This is a genomic window from Alcanivorax sp. IL3 (assembly GCF_047495465.1).
GTDB classification, from domain to species: domain Bacteria; phylum Pseudomonadota; class Gammaproteobacteria; order Pseudomonadales; family Alcanivoracaceae; genus Alcanivorax; species Alcanivorax jadensis.
On record NZ_CP179931.1, the window covers coordinates 2,556,677 to 2,573,102 of the forward strand.

Below are 16,426 nucleotides of genomic sequence, written 5' to 3' on the forward strand. Positions count from 1 at the left end.
CCATCCTTTCGACATATTTTGAGACGCTTGCTATTCGTATGCTTTCACTTGGCTTTGCTAGTATGCGTTCGATCATGACACCGTGTCATAGCGGTGCCGATAAAACGTCATAAATCATCCATATACTCGGAATGTGCCATCAGGCCTTCACGGAGTAAGACTTTGAGCACTACAACAGAACAGAAATCCTCCTACGATCGCGAGGACTTGCTTGCCTGCGCCCACGGCGAGCTTTTCGGGCCCGGCAACGCGCGCCTGCCACTACCCAACATGCTGATGATGGACCGTATTGCCCATATCAGCGATCAGGGTGGCAAGTACGGTAAAGGCGAAATTATCGCCGAGCTGGATATTCGCCCGGACCTGTGGTTTTTCGAATGCCACTTCGAAAGTGATCCGGTGATGCCCGGCTGCCTTGGCCTGGATGCCACCTGGCAGCTGCTGGGCTTTTTGCTGGGTTGGTTGGGTCACCCGGGCCGCGGCCGCGCTCTGGGCGTGGGGAGTGTGAAATTCTCCGGGCAGATTCTGCCAACGGCCAAGAAGGTAACCTACAAACTGGACGTGAAACGGGTGATTTCCCGCAAGCTGATTCTGGGCATCGCCGATGCCACCGTCAGCGTTGACGGCAAGGAGATCTACCTTGCCGAAGACCTGCGCGTAGGCCTGTTCACTTCCACCGACGGATTTTAGGAGCCAAACATGCGCCGCGTAGTCATCACAGGAATGGGCATTGTCTCCTGCCTGGGCAACGATACCGATAGCGTCACCCGGTCCTTGCGCGAGGGCCGTTCCGGCATTCGCTTCAAGGAAGACTACAAAGAGCTGGGCATGCGCAGCCACGTTGCCGGCACCCCGGAAATCGCACTGGAAGACTTCATCGACCGCAAGCCCCGTCGTTTCATGGGTGATGCGGCCGCCTATGCCTACATCGCCATGCAACAGGCGATCACCGATGCGGGCCTGGAAGAAGACCAAGTCAGTAACGAGCGAACCGGTCTGGTCGCCGGCTCCGGTGGCCACTCCTCCTTTAATCAGGTGGAAGCCGCAGATATCGCCCGCAACCGTGGCGTTAAACGCGTTGGCCCCTACATGGTGCCCCGGGTAATGGCCTCCACCGTCTCCGCTTGCCTGGCCACGCCTTTCAAGATCAAGGGTATCAACTACTCCATTGCTTCCGCCTGCGCCACCAGCGCCCACTGTATTGGTAACGCGGTGGAACAGATTCAACTGGGCAAACAGGACGTGGTGTTTGCCGGCGGTGGTGAAGAAGAACACTGGACCCTGAGCTGTCTGTTCGACGGCATGGGCGCCCTGTCCAGCAAGTACAACGACACGCCGCAAACGGCCTCCCGGGCTTACGATGCCAACCGCGATGGCTTTGTGATCGCGGGCGGTGGCGGCATGGTCGTTGTCGAAGAGCTGGAACATGCCAAAGCGCGTGGCGCAAAAATCTACGCAGAAGTGATCGGCTATGGCGCCACCAGTGACGGCCATGACATGGTCGCGCCCAACGGCGAGGGCGCTGCGCGCTGCATGCGCCAGGCACTGGCCACCATGGACGGCAAGGTCGATTACATTAATGCCCACGGCACCAGCACCCCGGTGGGGGATGTGGCTGAGCTGAAAGCCATTCGAGAAGTGTTTGGCGACAATTGCCCGGACATCGGCTCCACCAAGAGCCTTTCCGGTCACAGCCTGGGCGCCGCCGGGGTTCACGAAGCCATCTACAGCCTGCTGATGATGCAGCATGACTTCACCGCCCTGAGCGCCAATATCGAAACCCTGGATGAAAAGGCGGAAGGACTGCCGATTCTGGTGCAGGGGAAGGATAGCGGCCCGGCCACCGTGCTGAGCAACAGCTTTGGCTTTGGTGGCACCAATGCCAGCCTGGTACTGCGCAAGTGGGAAGGGTGAGGAAAAAGCAGTTAACAGTGAATAGTTAACAGCGAAAAAGAGCTCGGCATTGCCGGGCTTTTTTTGTTTGGGGTATTTGTTTTTGCAAGGCCGCCCTGCATCGCTTCGAGTCCACGAAAACCTTCCTTTATTTGTAGGGTGCACTGAGCCTAAGCGAACTGCACCCTACATTTTGGAAATCGGCCGGTGTTTGCAACCCAAAAAAAAGCCTCCGGAGAGGAGGCTTAAAAATACCGTCATAGCTATTCCTGCCTTGGCAGGTCCCGAGCCTGATGACGATAGGCACACAATGTTCTGCAATCAGAACCAGCAGTTGTCCATGGTGATAAAGGTGTCGTCGGCATCGATCAATCGTTGCGCGTCCAGTTCCACCCGGGGCAATTCCCAGTGGAAAAAATACTGCGCCGCCTGCAATTTACCCTGAGCAAAATCCTTGTCTTCGGGGGCATCCAGTGCCGCTGCCGCATTGGCCTGCCGCAACCACATCCAGGCTGCCACGGTATGCCCCATCAGTTGCAGGTAGGCATTGGCGTTGGACAGCGCAATGCGCGGCCCCTGCTCTGCCATCAACTTGCCTGCGGCTGCTGTGGCCGCTTCAACGCTTGGCAACATGGCTTTCAGCGCCTGGGCAAAAGGCTGGCATCGGTCATCCGAGGTGTTATCGACATCGGCGAGGATACGCTGGGCCAGCAGTTGCAGCCCCTTGCCGTTGGCCATCCACACCTTGCGGCCCAGCAGGTCCATGCCCTGCACACCGGTGGTGCCTTCGTGAATGGGATTAAGGCGGTTGTCACGCCATACCTGTTCCACCGGATATTCGCGGGTGTAACCGGCGCCACCAAACACCTGAATGGCCATGTCGTTGGCTTTGACACCAAATTCTGAAGGCCAGCTTTTCAGTACAGGCGTGAGCAGATCCAGCAGCAGGTGGGCATCCTTCGCTGCCGCCTCATCACCGGTCTCGATGTCATCCACCAGACGATAGCCATACAGGCTCATGGCGATGGCCGCTTCCGCGTAGGCCTTCTGGGTCAGCAACAGACGTTTTACATCCGCGTGTTCAATGATGGGAACCTGCGGTTTGCTGAAATCCGCATCATCCGGATGCCGGCCCTGCAGGCGATCGCGGGCGTAATCCAGTGCATAGCGATACCCCCGGTAACCCAGCACCGCCGCACCAAAGCCCACGCCCACCCGCGCTTCATTCATCATCTGGAACATATAGCGCAGGCCCTGATGAGCTTCGCCCACCAGGTAGCCATGGCAATCATCATTATCGCCAAAGGTCAGCGCAGTACTGGTGGTGCCCCGGTAACCAAGCTTGTGGATCAGGCCGGCAAGTACCACATCGTTGCGCTCCCCCGGGTTTCCCTGGGCATCCAAACGATATTTGGGTACCACAAACAGGGAGATCCCCTTCACCCCTTCCGGGCCACCGGGAATCTTGGCCAGCACCAGGTGAACAATATTATCCGCCAGCTCATTATCGCCGCCGGAAATGTAGATCTTGTTGCCCTTGAGGCGATAGCTACCGTCTTCCTGAGGCACCGCGCGGGTGCGAATGTCGGCCAGGGAGGAACCGGCGTGGGGCTCGGTCAGCGCCATGGTGCCGGTAAAACGCCCTGCCATCATCGGTTCGAGAAATTGTGATTTCAGCGTGTCACTGGCGAAATTGCGGATCACATTGGCCGCCGCTGCGGTCAAAAAGGCATACGCGGTAGAGCTGGGATTCACGCAGGTGAACATGCCCTTGCAGGCAGCCGCCGCGATTTCCGGCAACTGCATACCGCCCTCTTCAAAACTGGCACGTGACGAGAGAAAACCGGCATTGATATAGGCATCGAAGGCGGTTTTCACTTCCCCGAGCATGGCCACTTTGCCGTCCACAAAGGTCGGCTCGTCCTTGTCCGCCAGGCTGTTGTGATTGGCGAACTTTTCCCGGGCCAGTTTCTCTGCCGTATCCAGTGCTGCCTCGATGGTCTCCCGGCTGTGCTCCGCAAAACGGGGGCGCTGGAACAGGGCGTCGGTGTCCAGTACTTCGAACAGCTGAAAACTGAGATCACGACGATCGAGAATCACATCACTCACGGTTTGGCTCCGGTTGGTTTGAACCTGAATTCCTGGCTGCCCATGGATTCAGGTTGAACAGCTTGCCATCCCCCCTTCCGGTCTGGCATTGTCGCCTATGACTTATTCATGGTGGAATACGACACGATGTACCGAGTAGCCGTATTAGCCTTCGATGGCGTTTTTGCTTCTGCCCTTACCGGGGTGGTGGATTTGTTCAACCTGACCGGTGTGACCTGGAACCGCATCCACGACCAGCCGCTGGACCGGCAGTTCGAAGTGCGCGTTGTCTCCCGGGGCGGCAACCCGGTGCGCTGTACCAACGGCATTCGCATGGCCGTGGACTGCTCCCTGGAACAACTGGATCAGGCAGACCTGGTGATCGTGCCAACCATCGGCGGCAAGCTGGAAACCGTACTGGCCGAGGAACAGGACGTTCTGCCCTGGCTGCGCTTTCTGCATCAAGGGGGAGCGGACCTGGCCAGCAACTGCACCGGCGCCTTCCTGCTGGCCGAAGCCGGTCTGCTGGACGGCAAGACCGCCACCACCCACTGGGGCTTCAGCCAGCAGTTTCGTCATCACTATCCGCAGGTAAAACTCAACGAACGCGAACTGATTACCCGCGATGGCAATATCTTCTGCGCCGGCGGCGGCACCGCCTGGCGGGACCTGACCATCCTGCTGGTAGAGCGTTACTGCGGCGCCGACCTGGCCCGGGAACTGGCCAGGGCCTTTGTCATTGATGTGCGCAACGACCTGCAAAGTATTTATGCCGGCCTGCCCGCCCACAGCTATCACCAGGACGACCAGGTACAGACCATCCAGGCGTGGATTCATGAGCACTACAAGGAAAGCACCAGCCTTGGCCAACTGGCGGAAATGGTTCACCTGAGCCCACGCCAACTGCAGCGACGCTTTACCACCACCCTGGGCGAACCACCGTTGCAATACCTGCAGCGGGTACGCATTGAAGCAGCGCGCAAGATGCTGGAGCGAGGCACCAACAACCTGGCACGGCTCTCAGAACAGGTGGGCTACCAGGACGTGAGCAGTTTTTCGCGCCTGTTCAAACGCCATACCGGGCTGTCGCCAAGCCACTACCGGCAGCGCTTTGCCCGCACCGGAACGCTCACTGACTGACAAAACCACTGCGGCGACGAACGTGAAGAACCTTGACGGGTTATTGACGACTCGGGCCTGATGATAGCCATAATCAAAAAAAGGAGAGCGCCCGTGGAAAACCTGTCCATCATACTCGTGGAAGACCATCGCCAACTGGCCCAGACCGTGGTGGAATTTCTGGAACAGGAAGGTGCCACGGTGGACTATGCCGGCAACACCAGCCTGGCTCGGGAACTGGTTCAGGAGCATCATTACGACCTGATGCTGCTGGATGTGATGCTGCCCGGCGAAGACGGCTACAGCTTCTGCCAGTACCTGCGCAAGGATCTGGCCCTGGACCTGCCGGTAATCTTCATGACTGCCCGTGACCAGTTGGAAGACAAGCTGGAAGGTTTCGACCGCGGTGGTGACGATTACATCGTCAAACCCTTTGCCCTGCCGGAACTGGCAGCCCGTGTCTCCGCCCTGATTCGCCGCCAGCGCAAGGAAGTCACCGCCAACACCTTGCAGGTGGCAGATCTCGAACTGGACCCGGCCCGTCAGGAAGTGCGCCGCGACGGCCAGCTACTGAAGCTTTCTCCCACCGCCTTCCGTATTCTGCGCATCCTGATGCGCGAATCTCCCCGGGTTGTCAGCCGCGAACAGCTTGAGCATGAGTTGTGGGGTGATCTGGTACCGGACTCCGATGCCCTGCGCAGTCACCTGTACAATCTGCGCAAGGCGGTGGACAAGCCCTTCGAAAATGCGTTGCTCAATACCCTGCCCGGTGTCGGCTTCAGCATTCAAGCGGACCGCCCTACTGCTGTATAGTTGGCTTCTGGAAAAAGCCCTGTGTCCCGCAGGGCTTGCACTGTGTGCCTCAAGGGCCTGACAATGTGCAAAAATAACAATATGCCTAGCCTTTATGCCAGCCGACGTGATTCCTCTACCGACCTATACCACCTGCCAATCCCTGCTTGATGCACATCTGGCGGAGCTGCAAAACCGCTTCGGCATGGCCACCTGGATGATTACCCGCCTGAGCGGTGAAGATTTGATCCTGTTACGAGTGCGCGATGGCCATTACGGTCTGCAGCGAGGCGAACGACTGCAATGGCAGAACAGCTACTGTGTTCGTATGGTGGAAGTGGGTGAACCCCGTATCACCACGGATGTGAGCACGGACCCGGACGACCAGTTCGCCTCACTGAACCACTCTCTGGATATCGGTGCCTACATCGGTTTGCCGCTGGTAGACAGTGACAACCGCCTGTTTGGCACACTGTGCGCCATGGACCCGCAGGCCCAGCCGGCCGATCTTGCCAACGCCCTTCCCTCTCTGACCCACGAAGCCGCCCTGATCAGTTTCCTGCTCAACAATGCGGTGCGCGAAGCCAGGGAAAAACGGCTGACTACCTTTGTGGAACACCCGGACCGCTGTGACGATACCGGGCTGCCGGGCCGTAAGGGCTGGGAGGATATTTGTCGACAGGAGGCCAGCAATTGCCGGGATTTTGGTCTGCAGGCATCGCTTCTTTATCTACAGGCACCGGAAGACGGCAACAGCCTGACCATTGCCGACTCCCTGGCCGCACTGCTTCGCGAACAGGACAGCATAGCCCACCTGGGAAATAACCGTTTCGGTATTCTTCTTGCCGACACCGACGAGGAAAAATCCCGCCGCGTGGCAGATCGGATCCGTGATGCGCTGAATGCCAAGCAATTGTTGGTGCGTATCGATCAGGAAATGCTGGTTAGCGGCTGATCCTTAGGAAAAACGGATCGCCACTTCGGTACCGCGACCAGGGGCACTGGTTACCATCAGGTGCCAGTGATAGCGCTCACACAGCCGTTGCACGATGGCCAGCCCCAGGCCATGGCCCGCTTCCTGGCTTTGCCCACGTTCGAAGGGTTTCAGAATGCGCGCCAACTCATCCGCATCCATACCGGCCCCGTAATCCACCACGTGCACCATCTTTTCCGCCACCAGGATGGTGACGTCGCCAGAGCCGCTGTAGTTGATGGCATTGCGCACCAGATTGGTTAGCACAATGGTCAGCGCCACTTCCGGGCTATGGACCGTCAACAGGGCCGTCTGCCGTACTTGCAGGCGAATCTGCTTGCGGTCTGCCAGCGGGCTGAGACGCTCCATCAGGTTGACCGCCAGGTCGTTGACGATCACGTCCTCGCTATCGGGCTGACGCTGCTCCGTACGCGCCAGCATCAGCAACGTTTCCAGCGTCGCTTCCATGTCCTCCACGGTATCTTCCATGCGGCGGATCAACGGGCGATCACCGATCTGGCTGACCAGCAATTCCAGGTTGGCACGGAACACGGCCAGTGGCGTGCGCAGCTCGTGACTGGCATCACGGGTAAACTGTCGTTCGCGCTCCACAAAGCTCACCAGCCTGTCCGCATAGGCATCCAGTGCCGACACCAGCACCGCCACCTCACTGTCGGTATCCGCATCAATACCACTGAGATCCGGCCGTGCAATACTGGGGTCTTCCACCGGTGTGTGCCGTAGCCGGTCAGCCAACTGCACTAATGGTGACAACAGATCGCGGGATTTTTTCCAGCCCAGAAACGAGGTGATATAGATCACCAGCAACACCCCGGTGAGCGGCAAAATGCCAAACAGAAAGGCCAGTACCGACACCCGCTTTTCATCGAAAATCAGATACAGCCGGGCATCTCCTTTGCGCTCCAGATAAACGATCGGACGCTCGCCGGCCAGGTCCGCCCGCTGGTAACCGTCGGGTAAGGACTGCAGCACCTGCGGGATGTCATCGTTGACCTTTTCGCTGGTCAACAATCCCAGCAGGTGACGCGTGTTGGGGCGAGGTTGCGTCGGGTTGTCATCCAGCAGGGTCCAGTAGTGCTCGGCTTCCTTGATCAGTGCCTGCTTCACCAGAACCTGTTCGATAATGTTGGCCGTGGCCCACACGCCCAGCACCGTAGCCAGACTGATCAGCAACAACTGAAGCAGGTAGACGCGGGTAATACGATGCTGGACGCCGGTTTTCTTCATGCAAGATGCTCAACGGTTTCAGCCGGCAGTATTCGCCGGACGGGAAAACAGATAATGGGCCACGAACCATTCTTCCCCGTCACGATAATCAAACAACTCCGCGCAGGCCATGAAAAACATGCGCCAGCGTTGCAGCCATACCTTGCCGTTGCCCTTGCCATAGACTTCATCCAGCAACGGGATCAGCCGGGATTGCTTCTGGTCCGCCAGTTCCAGCCAGCCTTCCAGCGTCCGCGCGTAATGGGTTCCATTAACGGCCCAGCGCTGTTCTTCCTCCAGTTTGCCCGCACAGTGAGGCAACCAGTCATAGGAGGGCATCATGCCGCCGGTAAAGAAATACCGTGCCATCCAGTCGCTGCTGCCCTCGTCTTCAAACAGGTAGGTCAGATTGAGATGGCAAAACACATGAATGAACAGCTTCCCGCCCGGTTTCAACCAATCATGAATCCGTGCCATCAGGGCACTGTGGTTGCGCATATGCTCGAACATCTCAACTGACACGACCCGGTCAAAGGGCTGATCCGGCTGAAACAATGATGCATCTGCAGTGATCACTCGCACATTGGTGAGGCCCTTTTCCTTGGCCCGCCCCATGATGAAGGCTTTCTGGGATGCCGAGTTGGAAATGGCGGTAATACGGCTGCCCGGGTAGTGTTCTGCCATCCACAGGGTCAGTGACCCCCAGCCACACCCCATTTCCAGGATATCCTGGCCGTTTTCCAGTTCGGCACGCTCACAGGTCATCGCCAACATGGCGCGCTCGGCCTCCGCCAGGTCGTTAACCCCGTCCGGCCAGTAGGCGCTGGAATACTTCAGATAAGGGCCGAGGACCTGTTCATAAAAACGCGAATCCACCTCGTAATGCTGCTCGTTGGCTTCATTCTGGCCCACTGCCACCGGGCCCTGCTTCAGCGCGCTTTCCAGGTCATCGCGATTGTGCTTCTGTCGCTCCTGTTCAAGCCGCTTTCCCAGCAAACGCCGGATACCGAAACGTACCAGGGCATCCGGCAGCAGGCCGGACTCCGCCATTTGAATCATCATGATTTGGGTCTCCAGGGAAAGAACGCACTGGTAGTGCGCTGATAGTCTCGATAATCGTCGCCACGGGATTTCAGTGCCTGCTTTTCCGTATAAGGAATGCCGGTGACGAACCAGAGGAAAACGAACATGGCCAGCGGCAGACACCACAGCCAGGCCCCCTGACTGGCGCCAATGGCAATCAGCGGGTAGCTGCACCAGTGCAACCATTCAAAGAAATAATTGGGATGGCGGGAATAGCGCCACAACCCCTCACGGCAAGTGCGCCCGGCACTGTCAGGCTTGTGCTTGAAGCGCGACAACTGCCTGTCGGCCAGGCTCTCGCCGGCAATTGCCAGTACGCCAAGACAGGCGCCCAAGACGACCGTAATGCCGTAACTGTGTTGCTGGCTGCCAATCACCCAGAATGTGAGGGCAAAGCCCCATGCCAGCAGAGCCTGGCCCCAGTAGAAGAGCAGAAATACCGGCTGCGTTTTTTCCTGCAGGGCTTCGCGCATGGCCGCGTAGCGACCGTCTTCGTGGGACTCACTGGCCACCCGCCGAAAAATATGGCTGCCCAGGCGCACGGACCAGAGCAACAGCAATGCACCGGCCACCCAGCGCGGCAGGGAGTCGCCACTGCCCATCACCAGAAAAATCAGCCCGACCACACCCACTGACCAGGACCAGAACACATCCACCCAGCCCGCATTACGAGTCTGCAACTGCTGCAACCACAACACCGAGGCCACAATCAGCAGGGCGATGAGTAGCAAATAGTGAATCTCAGGCATGATGATGTTCCCTTTCACCGGTGAGTTGTGCTCCGTAGGCCAGCAGCGGCACCGCCAACGCCCAGACCACACCATAGGTCACTGCGATCGGCAGCCAGTCGAGCGGCGCGCTGGCCGCCCCCAGTCTGATGCCCATGGTGACGGAAAAGATACCACCTACCGCGCCAAAGGCGGCACCCAGCCAGGGCCTGCCACATAACCAGCGCAGGCTGTAGTGAAAGCTCACGGCAAATCCCAACCACAATGCCCAGATCCATCCCGGTGCCAGCCAGGGATGATCCCAGCTGGTATAAGCCAATAAACCGCTACTCAGCCAGATCGGCTCAAGCAAAAGACACAGCACAAGGCCCCATAGCAGCATGGAGGTATTCTTGATCCAGCGGGGATCAAACCACCACTGCCCTGCCAGCATCACTCCCAGCACAGCCCAGGACGGCCAGGACATGTCTCTGGCACCGCCAAACACAGCCGCCGCCCACAACAGCTGGAAGCCGACAAAATTGATAATCAAAGGGGCGGGTAATCGTTTCATTTGCGAACAGTGCGCCACCACTCGTCAATGGCCTGTGAAATTCCTTCACAGGCGAATCACCTGCCCGCGCTCAAAGTTGCCTCATGAAGAAAATACGACTGACATGCATTCTTTTCGTGCCGCTGCTGCTAATAGGCTGCAGTACGACACCACTTGGCCCCTATGGCTACACAGACCATTACCTCGAGCGCAGCAGTGATGCTACCCAGGATGCCGTACTACCTGATGACGAGACCCTGTCCCGCTTTATCCGTTTCTACAATCCCCTAGACCGGGATCAGATTGCCGACAGCGTGGATAAGATCTACGCCGAGGACCTGTACTTCAATGACACCCTGGTCACTCTCCTCGAGCGTAATGCGCTTCAGGAGCATCTGCTGGCTACCGCCGACCGGTTGAGTCAGATGTCACTGCAACCGGTGAATGTGATCCGCGACGATAACCAGATTTATCTGGTCTGGGTGATGGAAGCACGCTTCTCCTTGCTGGGCAGAGAGCGCCTGTCGCGGACCATCGGCATCAGCCAGCTACGGTTCAACCGTAACGGACAGGTTTTCTTCCACCAGGATTTCTGGGACAGCAGCCAGGGCCTGGACCAACATCTGCCACTATTAGGACCGATGACACGATGGCTACGCGATCACTGACACGCCCTCTTCTGCTTTCACTGGCCTGCCTGCTGGGTAACACAGCCCACGCGAGCGACTGGCAGCTATGCCACCGCAGTGATGTAAAGGCATTGCGCTTTATCACCGTGGGAGAGGCACGCCTGCTTCGCCAAGACTGCAATGTCGATGACCTGCTGGCAGCGCCAATGAGGCTGGAATTCAGTTACTACCGTGAAGTTCCCGGCGATGCCTTTGCCAAGGCGGCCATGAACTTTCTGGAAAAAAACCTCAACGACAGGGATTTCGCGCAACTAAAACCCCGTTTTGAGGGTTTTAACAGTCATTATCAGGATATTGGCGATGGCGACACCTATGCCATGGTCTATCAGGATGAGCAGCTTTTGCTGATGCTCAATAACGATCCGCTCACCAATGAACAGGGAGATCGTTTCGCCAAGGCCTACTTGCGAATCTGGTTCGGGGAAACCCCCTACTCAAACAACCTCAAAGAGGCCCTGTTAGGTAACCCCTGACGCCCCGCCGCTATTGCGCCTGGGCAGGCCAATCGGGATACTGATTACATAAAAATCAATATCTTTTGGGGATATAGCAGCATGTCCAAGCTGTTCCATGTGTTGGCCTCTTCTGCCCGGCAGATCAGCCCGCACGACCGTGCCACTGCGCTGAAAGGCACTCTGCTGATTACCATCAGTGCCGTATTCCTTTCCCTGGTGCTCACCAGCATCGCCATTCTGGTCGTTGGCGAAAGAGACTGGCTGTCCGCCTTGGTGCTGGCCACCTTGCTCCCGCTGCTACTGCTGCCCCCCCCTCTATCTGGTGGGCAGCCGACTGATGTCTCTGGACCGACAGAACCATCAGTTGCAACAGCTCGCCCGGGAAGATCACCTCACCGGCCTGTTCAACCGCCCTCACCTGCTCAGCATGCTGGAAAGAGAACTGGCGCTGAGCCAGCGTCATAATTACACCGTGTCCATCCTGCTGCTGGAGATCAACGACTTCACCCAGCTGCTGGATGAGTTTGGACGTCACACTGGCGAAAAGGCTCTACGCCTGTTTGCCGACTGTATTCGTGAAAAAATTCGCGAAAGCGATCTTTTCGGGCGCTTCGACGGTGCCCAGTTCCTGCTGGTACTCCCTCACACCAGCTATGACGATGCCGCCCGCATGGGCGAAGGTCTGCGCGCTCTCACCGCCGGCATCAGGCTGACTTGTCAGCAACCCGGGGACATGCAACAGGAAAATGTCAAAATCAGCGCAAAAATCGGCGTTGCCAGTACAGAAAACAGTGGCCGCAGTATCAACCCGCTACTTAACGAGGCCGACTACGCGCTTTATCAAAATCGAAACGAAGGACGCGACCGTTCTGACCCACCAAGAAGCAACCTTTAAAGCTTATCTAAAAAATAAAAAGTAATGCTTTTACACTAGATAATTACAAAAAAAGACCTCCTGCTACCAAACAATTTCCATATTTGTAAATTTTTTTATTAATCTGTCATGTGAGGATTTACATGGGAGACAGGCTGCACAACACTGATCTCGTGTTTGTACTGCCTATTGGACAAAACAAGGAAGGAGCTTATGAACGCTAAACATTTTTTGGCGGCGAGTATTGCTTGCGCATCTGTCACTGCGACCACTGCGGTCAATGCTGACGACATCCCCGAGCGTTATTTCTACTTCGGTGGCCACATCAGTGAAAACTTTTTAGATCTGGGTGATCACATTAACGGTGACACCAGTGACAACTCTGTCACTTTGCCGGGTGCCCAGATGGGTTACCGCTTCAACCGTGACTGGTCTGTTCAGGGTTGGTGGGAGCGTAACAACTCCAACACTGCACTGCTCGGCGATGCAGACATCAACATTGCTCACGGCACGCTGCGTAAGCACTTTGCCGGCAGTTCCGCGTTCGAACCCTATGTGGGTATCGGCGCCGGTGAGTTCCGTACCGAGCCGACCAGCGACAGTTCCAACGATTTCAAGGAAACCATCGGTACCCTGGAAACCGGTTTCCAGACCATGCTGCACCCGCACTTCATGCTGGACGTGGGTGCTCGCCCCTACTACAGCTTCCGTACCGAACGTTGGGACGCAGAAGTCTATGCTGGCCTGAACTTCATTATCGGTGCGTCCGAGAAAGAAGAAGAGCCCGCACCAGTGGTTGAGAACGTGGTAACCGACAGTGACGGCGATGGCGTACCTGATGACCGTGATCAGTGTGCCAACACCCCTGCAGGTGCCCAGGTCGATGCCACCGGTTGTGAACTGGACGACGACGGTGATGGCGTAGTCAACAGTGCCGACGAATGCCCGGATACCCCGGCTGGCGCACTGGTAGACGACAAGGGCTGTCAGCAGTACCTGGAAAAAGACGTGAAGGAAACCCTGTACGTTGAGTTCGGCCTGGACAAGGCTGAGGTCCGTCAGACTTCCTACCCTGAGCTGGAGCGTCTGGCTGAAGAGATGCGCAAGTATCCCTCTGCCGACCTGGTACTGGAAGGTCACACCGACAGCACTGGCGCAGCGAGCTACAACAAGTCGCTCTCCAAGAAGCGTGCTGATGCAGTGAAGAAAGTTCTGGTGGAAGAGTTCAACATCAGCACTGACCGCATCACCACTGAAGGCTACGGTGAAGAGAAGCCGATCGCCGACAACGGCACCAGTGAAGGCCGCGCGGAAAACCGTCGCGTAGAAGCCATCATGAAGGCCACTACCCAGGAAGCTCAGTACCAATAAGAGCTTTTTCTGAACGAAAAAGGGCCGGCATTGCCGGCCTTTTTTTATGGTCACAAAGTCTCAAGCATGTTCGAAACCGTAGGGTGCACTGAGCCTAAGCGAACTGCACCACCCCGGCGTTTGAATGGTGCAGTTCGCCTTAGGCTCAGTGCACCCTACCCACACCTCACCCCTTTCGGCGAGCCGCGAAAAACGCCTTCAGCATGGCCGCACTCTCCGCCTCCATCAGACCCCCTTCTACCAGCAATTTGTGGTTGTAGAAATCCACCTGCGGTAACTGCAGCTGACTAACGCAAACGCCAGCACGGGGCTCACTGGCCGCATAAACCAGCCGAGCCACACGGGCATGAACCAGGGCACCGAAACACATGGTGCAGGGCTCCAGGGTCACGTACAGCGTGCTTCCCGGTAACCGGTAATTCTGCTCGGTCTCCGCCGCCGCACGTAGGGCCACCACTTCGGCGTGAGCTGTCGGATCATGGGCGATGATGGGTTGATTGAAGCCTTCACCCAGCACCTGATCATCACGAACCAGCACCGCGCCCACTGGCACTTCACCCACCTCGGCACCCTGCCGGGCCAGCTCCAGTGCCCTCTGCATCCAAATTTCGTCGTTCATGGCTCTATCCTGATGGTTGCGCGGCAATGGTATGTCCCAGCAAGCCCTAGCCCGGATTTCTCACCCAAACGCTCCTCAATTCGGGTTTGGCACTACTATACAAGATAGAAAGGCATTTTAGAGTAGATTCCATTTTGTATCTCACGCTTGCCATGCATTAGACGAGCGCTAAAGCACCGCCAGCGCGCCCAGACAGCTTGAAAAGGCATCCAGCCTGTCGCTGCGCTGGCTGAACGCACTGGCGGCACTTTATCACTCGCCTACTACATGGCATTGGATGAAAAGTCCGGGCTAGCACCAACACCCCATTTCGTTACAATCATGCCATCAACCGCATTGAGAGCTGTTATGACATCCATCGGCACACCTTTTACCGACACCGCCACCCGCGTCATGCTGCTGGGCAGCGGCGAACTGGGCCGGGAAGTGGCCATCGAACTGATCCGTTATGGCTGCGAAGTGATCGCCGTGGACCGCTATGATCACGCCCCTGCCATGCAGGTGGCCCAGCGTAGCCATGTCATCAACATGCTCGACGGAGCCGCCTTGCGCCAACTGGTAGAACAGGAGAAGCCGGCGCTGATCGTCCCGGAAATCGAAGCCATCGCCACCGACGAACTGGTACAACTGGAAAGCGAAGGCTTTACCGTCGTGCCTACTGCCCGGGCGGCAAAACTGACCATGAACCGGGAAGGCATTCGCCGACTGGCGGCAGAAGAATTATCTCTACCCACCTCGCCCTACCGCTTTGCAGAAAGCCTGGAGGACTACCAACAGGCCGTTGCCGAGATCGGCCTGCCCTGCGTGGTCAAACCGGTGATGAGTTCCTCCGGCAAGGGCCAGAGCACGGTGAAAACCGAAACGGATATCCAGACCGCCTGGGACTATGCGCAATCCGGTGGCCGCGCCGGACAGGGCCGGGTCATCGTGGAGGGCTTCGTGGATTTCGATTATGAAATCACCCTGCTGACCGTGCGACACCGGGATGGCACCCGCTATGCCACCACCTACTGCGCTCCCATCGGCCACCGCCAGGAAAACGGCGATTACCAGGAATCCTGGCAGCCGCAAGCCATGAGCGAAAAAGCACTGCAAGCGTCTAAACAGGTCGCCGGCGCCATCACCGAAGCCCTGGGCGGCATGGGTATTTTTGGCGTGGAGCTGTTTATCAAGGGTGATAACGTGTATTTCAGCGAAGTCTCTCCCCGCCCCCATGACACCGGACTGGTGACCTTGCTGTCGCAAAACCTGTCGGAATTCGCGCTGCATGCCCGTGCTATTCTTGGCCTGCCGATTCCGGATATCGAACAACGCGGCCCCAGCGCTTCCTCGGTACTGCTGGTGCAAGGTGAATCCAGCGAGATGCGTTACAGTGGCTTGGACAAGGCCCTGGCCCAACCGGAAACGGAAGTGCGCCTGTTCGGCAAACCGGAAGTGAAAGGCAGCCGCCGCCTGGGTGTCGCCCTGGCGAGAGGCGAATCCATTCAGCAAGCGCGGGACAAGGCCAATGCTGCCAGCGCGGCTCTGAACGTCGATCTTTAAAACGAGGATAATAACAATGCAAAATCAGGACACGCACAGCAAAGTGATCGGCTATCTGCTGTGGATTTTCGGTTTCATGGGCGCCCATCGCTTTTACTATGGTCGCCAGATCACCGGCACCATCTGGTTCTTTACCCTGGGCCTGTTTTTCATCGGCTGGATCATCGATCTATTCCTGATCCCGGGCATGGACGATGCGGCGGACGAACGCTACGAACCCGGCAGCATCGACTACAACATCGGCTGGGTTCTGCTTACCTTCCTGGGCATTTTCGGCATCCACCGTTTCTACATGGGCAAGGTGATCACCGGCATCATCTATCTGCTTACCGCCGGGCTGTTCGGGCTGGGCATCCTCTACGATTTCTGGACCTTGAACGGACAGATCACCGAGAAGAACCGCCTGGCCTGAACCCGGCAGACGCCACGCCCATCGCGGGC

At 57.5% G+C, this 16,426-nt stretch carries 17 protein-coding genes; 11 read left to right on the plus strand and 6 right to left on the minus strand.

The genetic code is table 11. The features are described 5' to 3' along the window. Positions 1 to 162 precede the first annotated feature (162 nt). Together fabA and fabB are read left to right on the plus strand one after the other, a co-directional pair. Positions 163 to 690, plus strand: coding sequence for a 3-hydroxyacyl-[acyl-carrier-protein] dehydratase FabA (gene fabA / locus ACMG4M_RS11885; RefSeq protein WP_035246707.1), 528 nt, complete (start codon positions 163 to 165; stop codon positions 688 to 690). Between the two features lie 9 nt (positions 691 to 699). Then, a complete protein-coding gene (gene fabB / locus ACMG4M_RS11890) occupies positions 700 to 1,914 on the plus strand; it encodes a beta-ketoacyl-ACP synthase I (protein WP_272961457.1) in 1,215 nt (404 codons plus the stop codon). A 300-nt stretch (positions 1,915 to 2,214) separates the two neighbouring features. Here fabB and ACMG4M_RS11895 read toward each other — a convergent pair whose 3' ends face one another. Further along, complete coding sequence (locus ACMG4M_RS11895) at positions 2,215 to 4,002, minus strand: acyl-CoA dehydrogenase (protein WP_414430078.1); 1,788 nt, start codon at positions 4,000 to 4,002, stop codon at positions 2,215 to 2,217. A gap of 108 nt (positions 4,003 to 4,110) precedes the next feature. Between ACMG4M_RS11895 and ACMG4M_RS11900 the strand changes: the two genes are divergently transcribed. From ACMG4M_RS11900 to ACMG4M_RS11910, 3 genes are all read left to right on the plus strand, one after another. Beyond that, positions 4,111 to 5,121, plus strand: a complete 1,011-nt coding sequence (locus tag ACMG4M_RS11900; RefSeq protein ID WP_414430079.1) for a GlxA family transcriptional regulator — start codon at positions 4,111 to 4,113, stop codon at positions 5,119 to 5,121. Positions 5,122 to 5,214: 93 nt separating this feature from the next. Beyond that, a complete protein-coding gene (locus tag ACMG4M_RS11905) occupies positions 5,215 to 5,913 on the plus strand; it encodes a response regulator transcription factor (RefSeq protein WP_414430080.1) in 699 nt (232 codons plus the stop codon). Between the two features lie 94 nt (positions 5,914 to 6,007). Beyond that, positions 6,008 to 6,847, plus strand: a complete 840-nt coding sequence (locus ACMG4M_RS11910) for a GAF domain-containing protein (protein WP_414430081.1) — start codon at positions 6,008 to 6,010, stop codon at positions 6,845 to 6,847. A 3-nt stretch (positions 6,848 to 6,850) separates the two neighbouring features. On the opposite strand, the gene ACMG4M_RS11915 is transcribed toward ACMG4M_RS11910, so the two are convergent. The 4 genes from ACMG4M_RS11915 to ACMG4M_RS11930 are packed head-to-tail and all read right to left on the minus strand — an operon-like array spanning position 6,851 to position 10,456. Next, a complete protein-coding gene (locus ACMG4M_RS11915; RefSeq protein WP_272974455.1) occupies positions 6,851 to 8,113 on the minus strand; it encodes a sensor histidine kinase in 1,263 nt (420 codons plus the stop codon). A gap of 18 nt (positions 8,114 to 8,131) precedes the next feature. Further along, a complete protein-coding gene (locus ACMG4M_RS11920) occupies positions 8,132 to 9,154 on the minus strand; it encodes an SAM-dependent methyltransferase (protein WP_272974456.1) in 1,023 nt (340 codons plus the stop codon). Next, complete coding sequence (locus ACMG4M_RS11925; RefSeq protein WP_297766566.1) at positions 9,151 to 9,924, minus strand: DUF1295 domain-containing protein; 774 nt, start codon at positions 9,922 to 9,924, stop codon at positions 9,151 to 9,153. The genes ACMG4M_RS11920 and ACMG4M_RS11925 overlap by 4 nt, the downstream gene beginning before the upstream one ends. Beyond that, on the minus strand, positions 9,917 to 10,456 hold the full coding sequence (locus ACMG4M_RS11930; protein ID WP_414430082.1) for a DUF2878 domain-containing protein: 540 nt from the start codon (positions 10,454 to 10,456) through the stop codon (positions 9,917 to 9,919). Before ACMG4M_RS11930 ends, ACMG4M_RS11925 begins: the two co-directional genes overlap by 8 nt. A gap of 83 nt (positions 10,457 to 10,539) precedes the next feature. On the opposite strand from ACMG4M_RS11930, the gene ACMG4M_RS11935 reads away from it, so the two are divergent. The 4 genes from ACMG4M_RS11935 (at position 10,540) to ACMG4M_RS11950 (ending at position 13,824) form a co-directional block, all read left to right on the plus strand. Further along, positions 10,540 to 11,103: a nuclear transport factor 2 family protein gene (locus ACMG4M_RS11935; RefSeq protein WP_414430083.1), complete on the plus strand. Its 564-nt coding sequence runs from the start codon at positions 10,540 to 10,542 to the stop codon at positions 11,101 to 11,103. Continuing rightward, positions 11,085 to 11,597: a chalcone isomerase family protein gene (locus ACMG4M_RS11940; RefSeq protein WP_414430084.1), complete on the plus strand. Its 513-nt coding sequence runs from the start codon at positions 11,085 to 11,087 to the stop codon at positions 11,595 to 11,597. Before ACMG4M_RS11935 ends, ACMG4M_RS11940 begins: the two co-directional genes overlap by 19 nt. Positions 11,598 to 11,916: 319 nt before the next feature. Next, complete coding sequence (locus ACMG4M_RS11945; protein WP_414430085.1) at positions 11,917 to 12,474, plus strand: GGDEF domain-containing protein; 558 nt, start codon at positions 11,917 to 11,919, stop codon at positions 12,472 to 12,474. Positions 12,475 to 12,666: 192 nt separating this feature from the next. After that, the gene (locus ACMG4M_RS11950; protein ID WP_277672760.1) at positions 12,667 to 13,824 is read left to right on the plus strand and encodes an OmpA family protein; all 1,158 of its coding nucleotides are present in this window, start codon (positions 12,667 to 12,669) and stop codon (positions 13,822 to 13,824) included. Between the two features lie 166 nt (positions 13,825 to 13,990). Here ACMG4M_RS11950 and tadA read toward each other — a convergent pair whose 3' ends face one another. Then, on the minus strand, positions 13,991 to 14,443 hold the full coding sequence (gene tadA / locus ACMG4M_RS11955; RefSeq protein ID WP_414430086.1) for a tRNA adenosine(34) deaminase TadA: 453 nt from the start codon (positions 14,441 to 14,443) through the stop codon (positions 13,991 to 13,993). Positions 14,444 to 14,791: 348 nt separating this feature from the next. Between tadA and purT the strand changes: the two genes are divergently transcribed. Together purT and ACMG4M_RS11965 are read left to right on the plus strand one after the other, a co-directional pair. Next, positions 14,792 to 15,985: a formate-dependent phosphoribosylglycinamide formyltransferase gene (gene purT / locus ACMG4M_RS11960; RefSeq protein ID WP_414430087.1), complete on the plus strand. Its 1,194-nt coding sequence runs from the start codon at positions 14,792 to 14,794 to the stop codon at positions 15,983 to 15,985. 16 nt (positions 15,986 to 16,001) lie between these two features. Continuing rightward, positions 16,002 to 16,397 carry an NINE protein gene (locus ACMG4M_RS11965; RefSeq protein ID WP_035246668.1) on the plus strand — a complete coding sequence of 132 codons (396 nt, stop codon included), beginning with the start codon at positions 16,002 to 16,004 and terminating at the stop codon, positions 16,395 to 16,397. Positions 16,398 to 16,426: the final 29 nt, after the last annotated feature.

Coding starts and splice junctions, on each gene's coding strand:
- fabB (WP_272961457.1), top strand. CDS start 700: ATGCGCCGCGTAGTCATCACAGGAATGGGCATTGTCTCCTGCCTGGGC.
- ACMG4M_RS11900 (WP_414430079.1), top strand. CDS start 4,111: ATGGTGGAATACGACACGATGTACCGAGTAGCCGTATTAGCCTTCGAT.
- ACMG4M_RS11910 (WP_414430081.1), top strand. CDS start 6,008: ATGCCAGCCGACGTGATTCCTCTACCGACCTATACCACCTGCCAATCC.
- ACMG4M_RS11915 (WP_272974455.1), bottom strand. CDS start 8,113: ATGAAGAAAACCGGCGTCCAGCATCGTATTACCCGCGTCTACCTGCTT.
- ACMG4M_RS11920 (WP_272974456.1), bottom strand. CDS start 9,154: ATGATGATTCAAATGGCGGAGTCCGGCCTGCTGCCGGATGCCCTGGTA.
- ACMG4M_RS11925 (WP_297766566.1), bottom strand. CDS start 9,924: ATGCCTGAGATTCACTATTTGCTACTCATCGCCCTGCTGATTGTGGCC.
- ACMG4M_RS11930 (WP_414430082.1), bottom strand. CDS start 10,456: ATGAAACGATTACCCGCCCCTTTGATTATCAATTTTGTCGGCTTCCAG.
- ACMG4M_RS11935 (WP_414430083.1), top strand. CDS start 10,540: ATGAAGAAAATACGACTGACATGCATTCTTTTCGTGCCGCTGCTGCTA.
- ACMG4M_RS11940 (WP_414430084.1), top strand. CDS start 11,085: ATGGCTACGCGATCACTGACACGCCCTCTTCTGCTTTCACTGGCCTGC.
- ACMG4M_RS11945 (WP_414430085.1), top strand. CDS start 11,917: ATGTCTCTGGACCGACAGAACCATCAGTTGCAACAGCTCGCCCGGGAA.
- ACMG4M_RS11950 (WP_277672760.1), top strand. CDS start 12,667: ATGAACGCTAAACATTTTTTGGCGGCGAGTATTGCTTGCGCATCTGTC.
- tadA (WP_414430086.1), bottom strand. CDS start 14,443: ATGAACGACGAAATTTGGATGCAGAGGGCACTGGAGCTGGCCCGGCAG.
- purT (WP_414430087.1), top strand. CDS start 14,792: ATGACATCCATCGGCACACCTTTTACCGACACCGCCACCCGCGTCATG.
- ACMG4M_RS11965 (WP_035246668.1), top strand. CDS start 16,002: ATGCAAAATCAGGACACGCACAGCAAAGTGATCGGCTATCTGCTGTGG.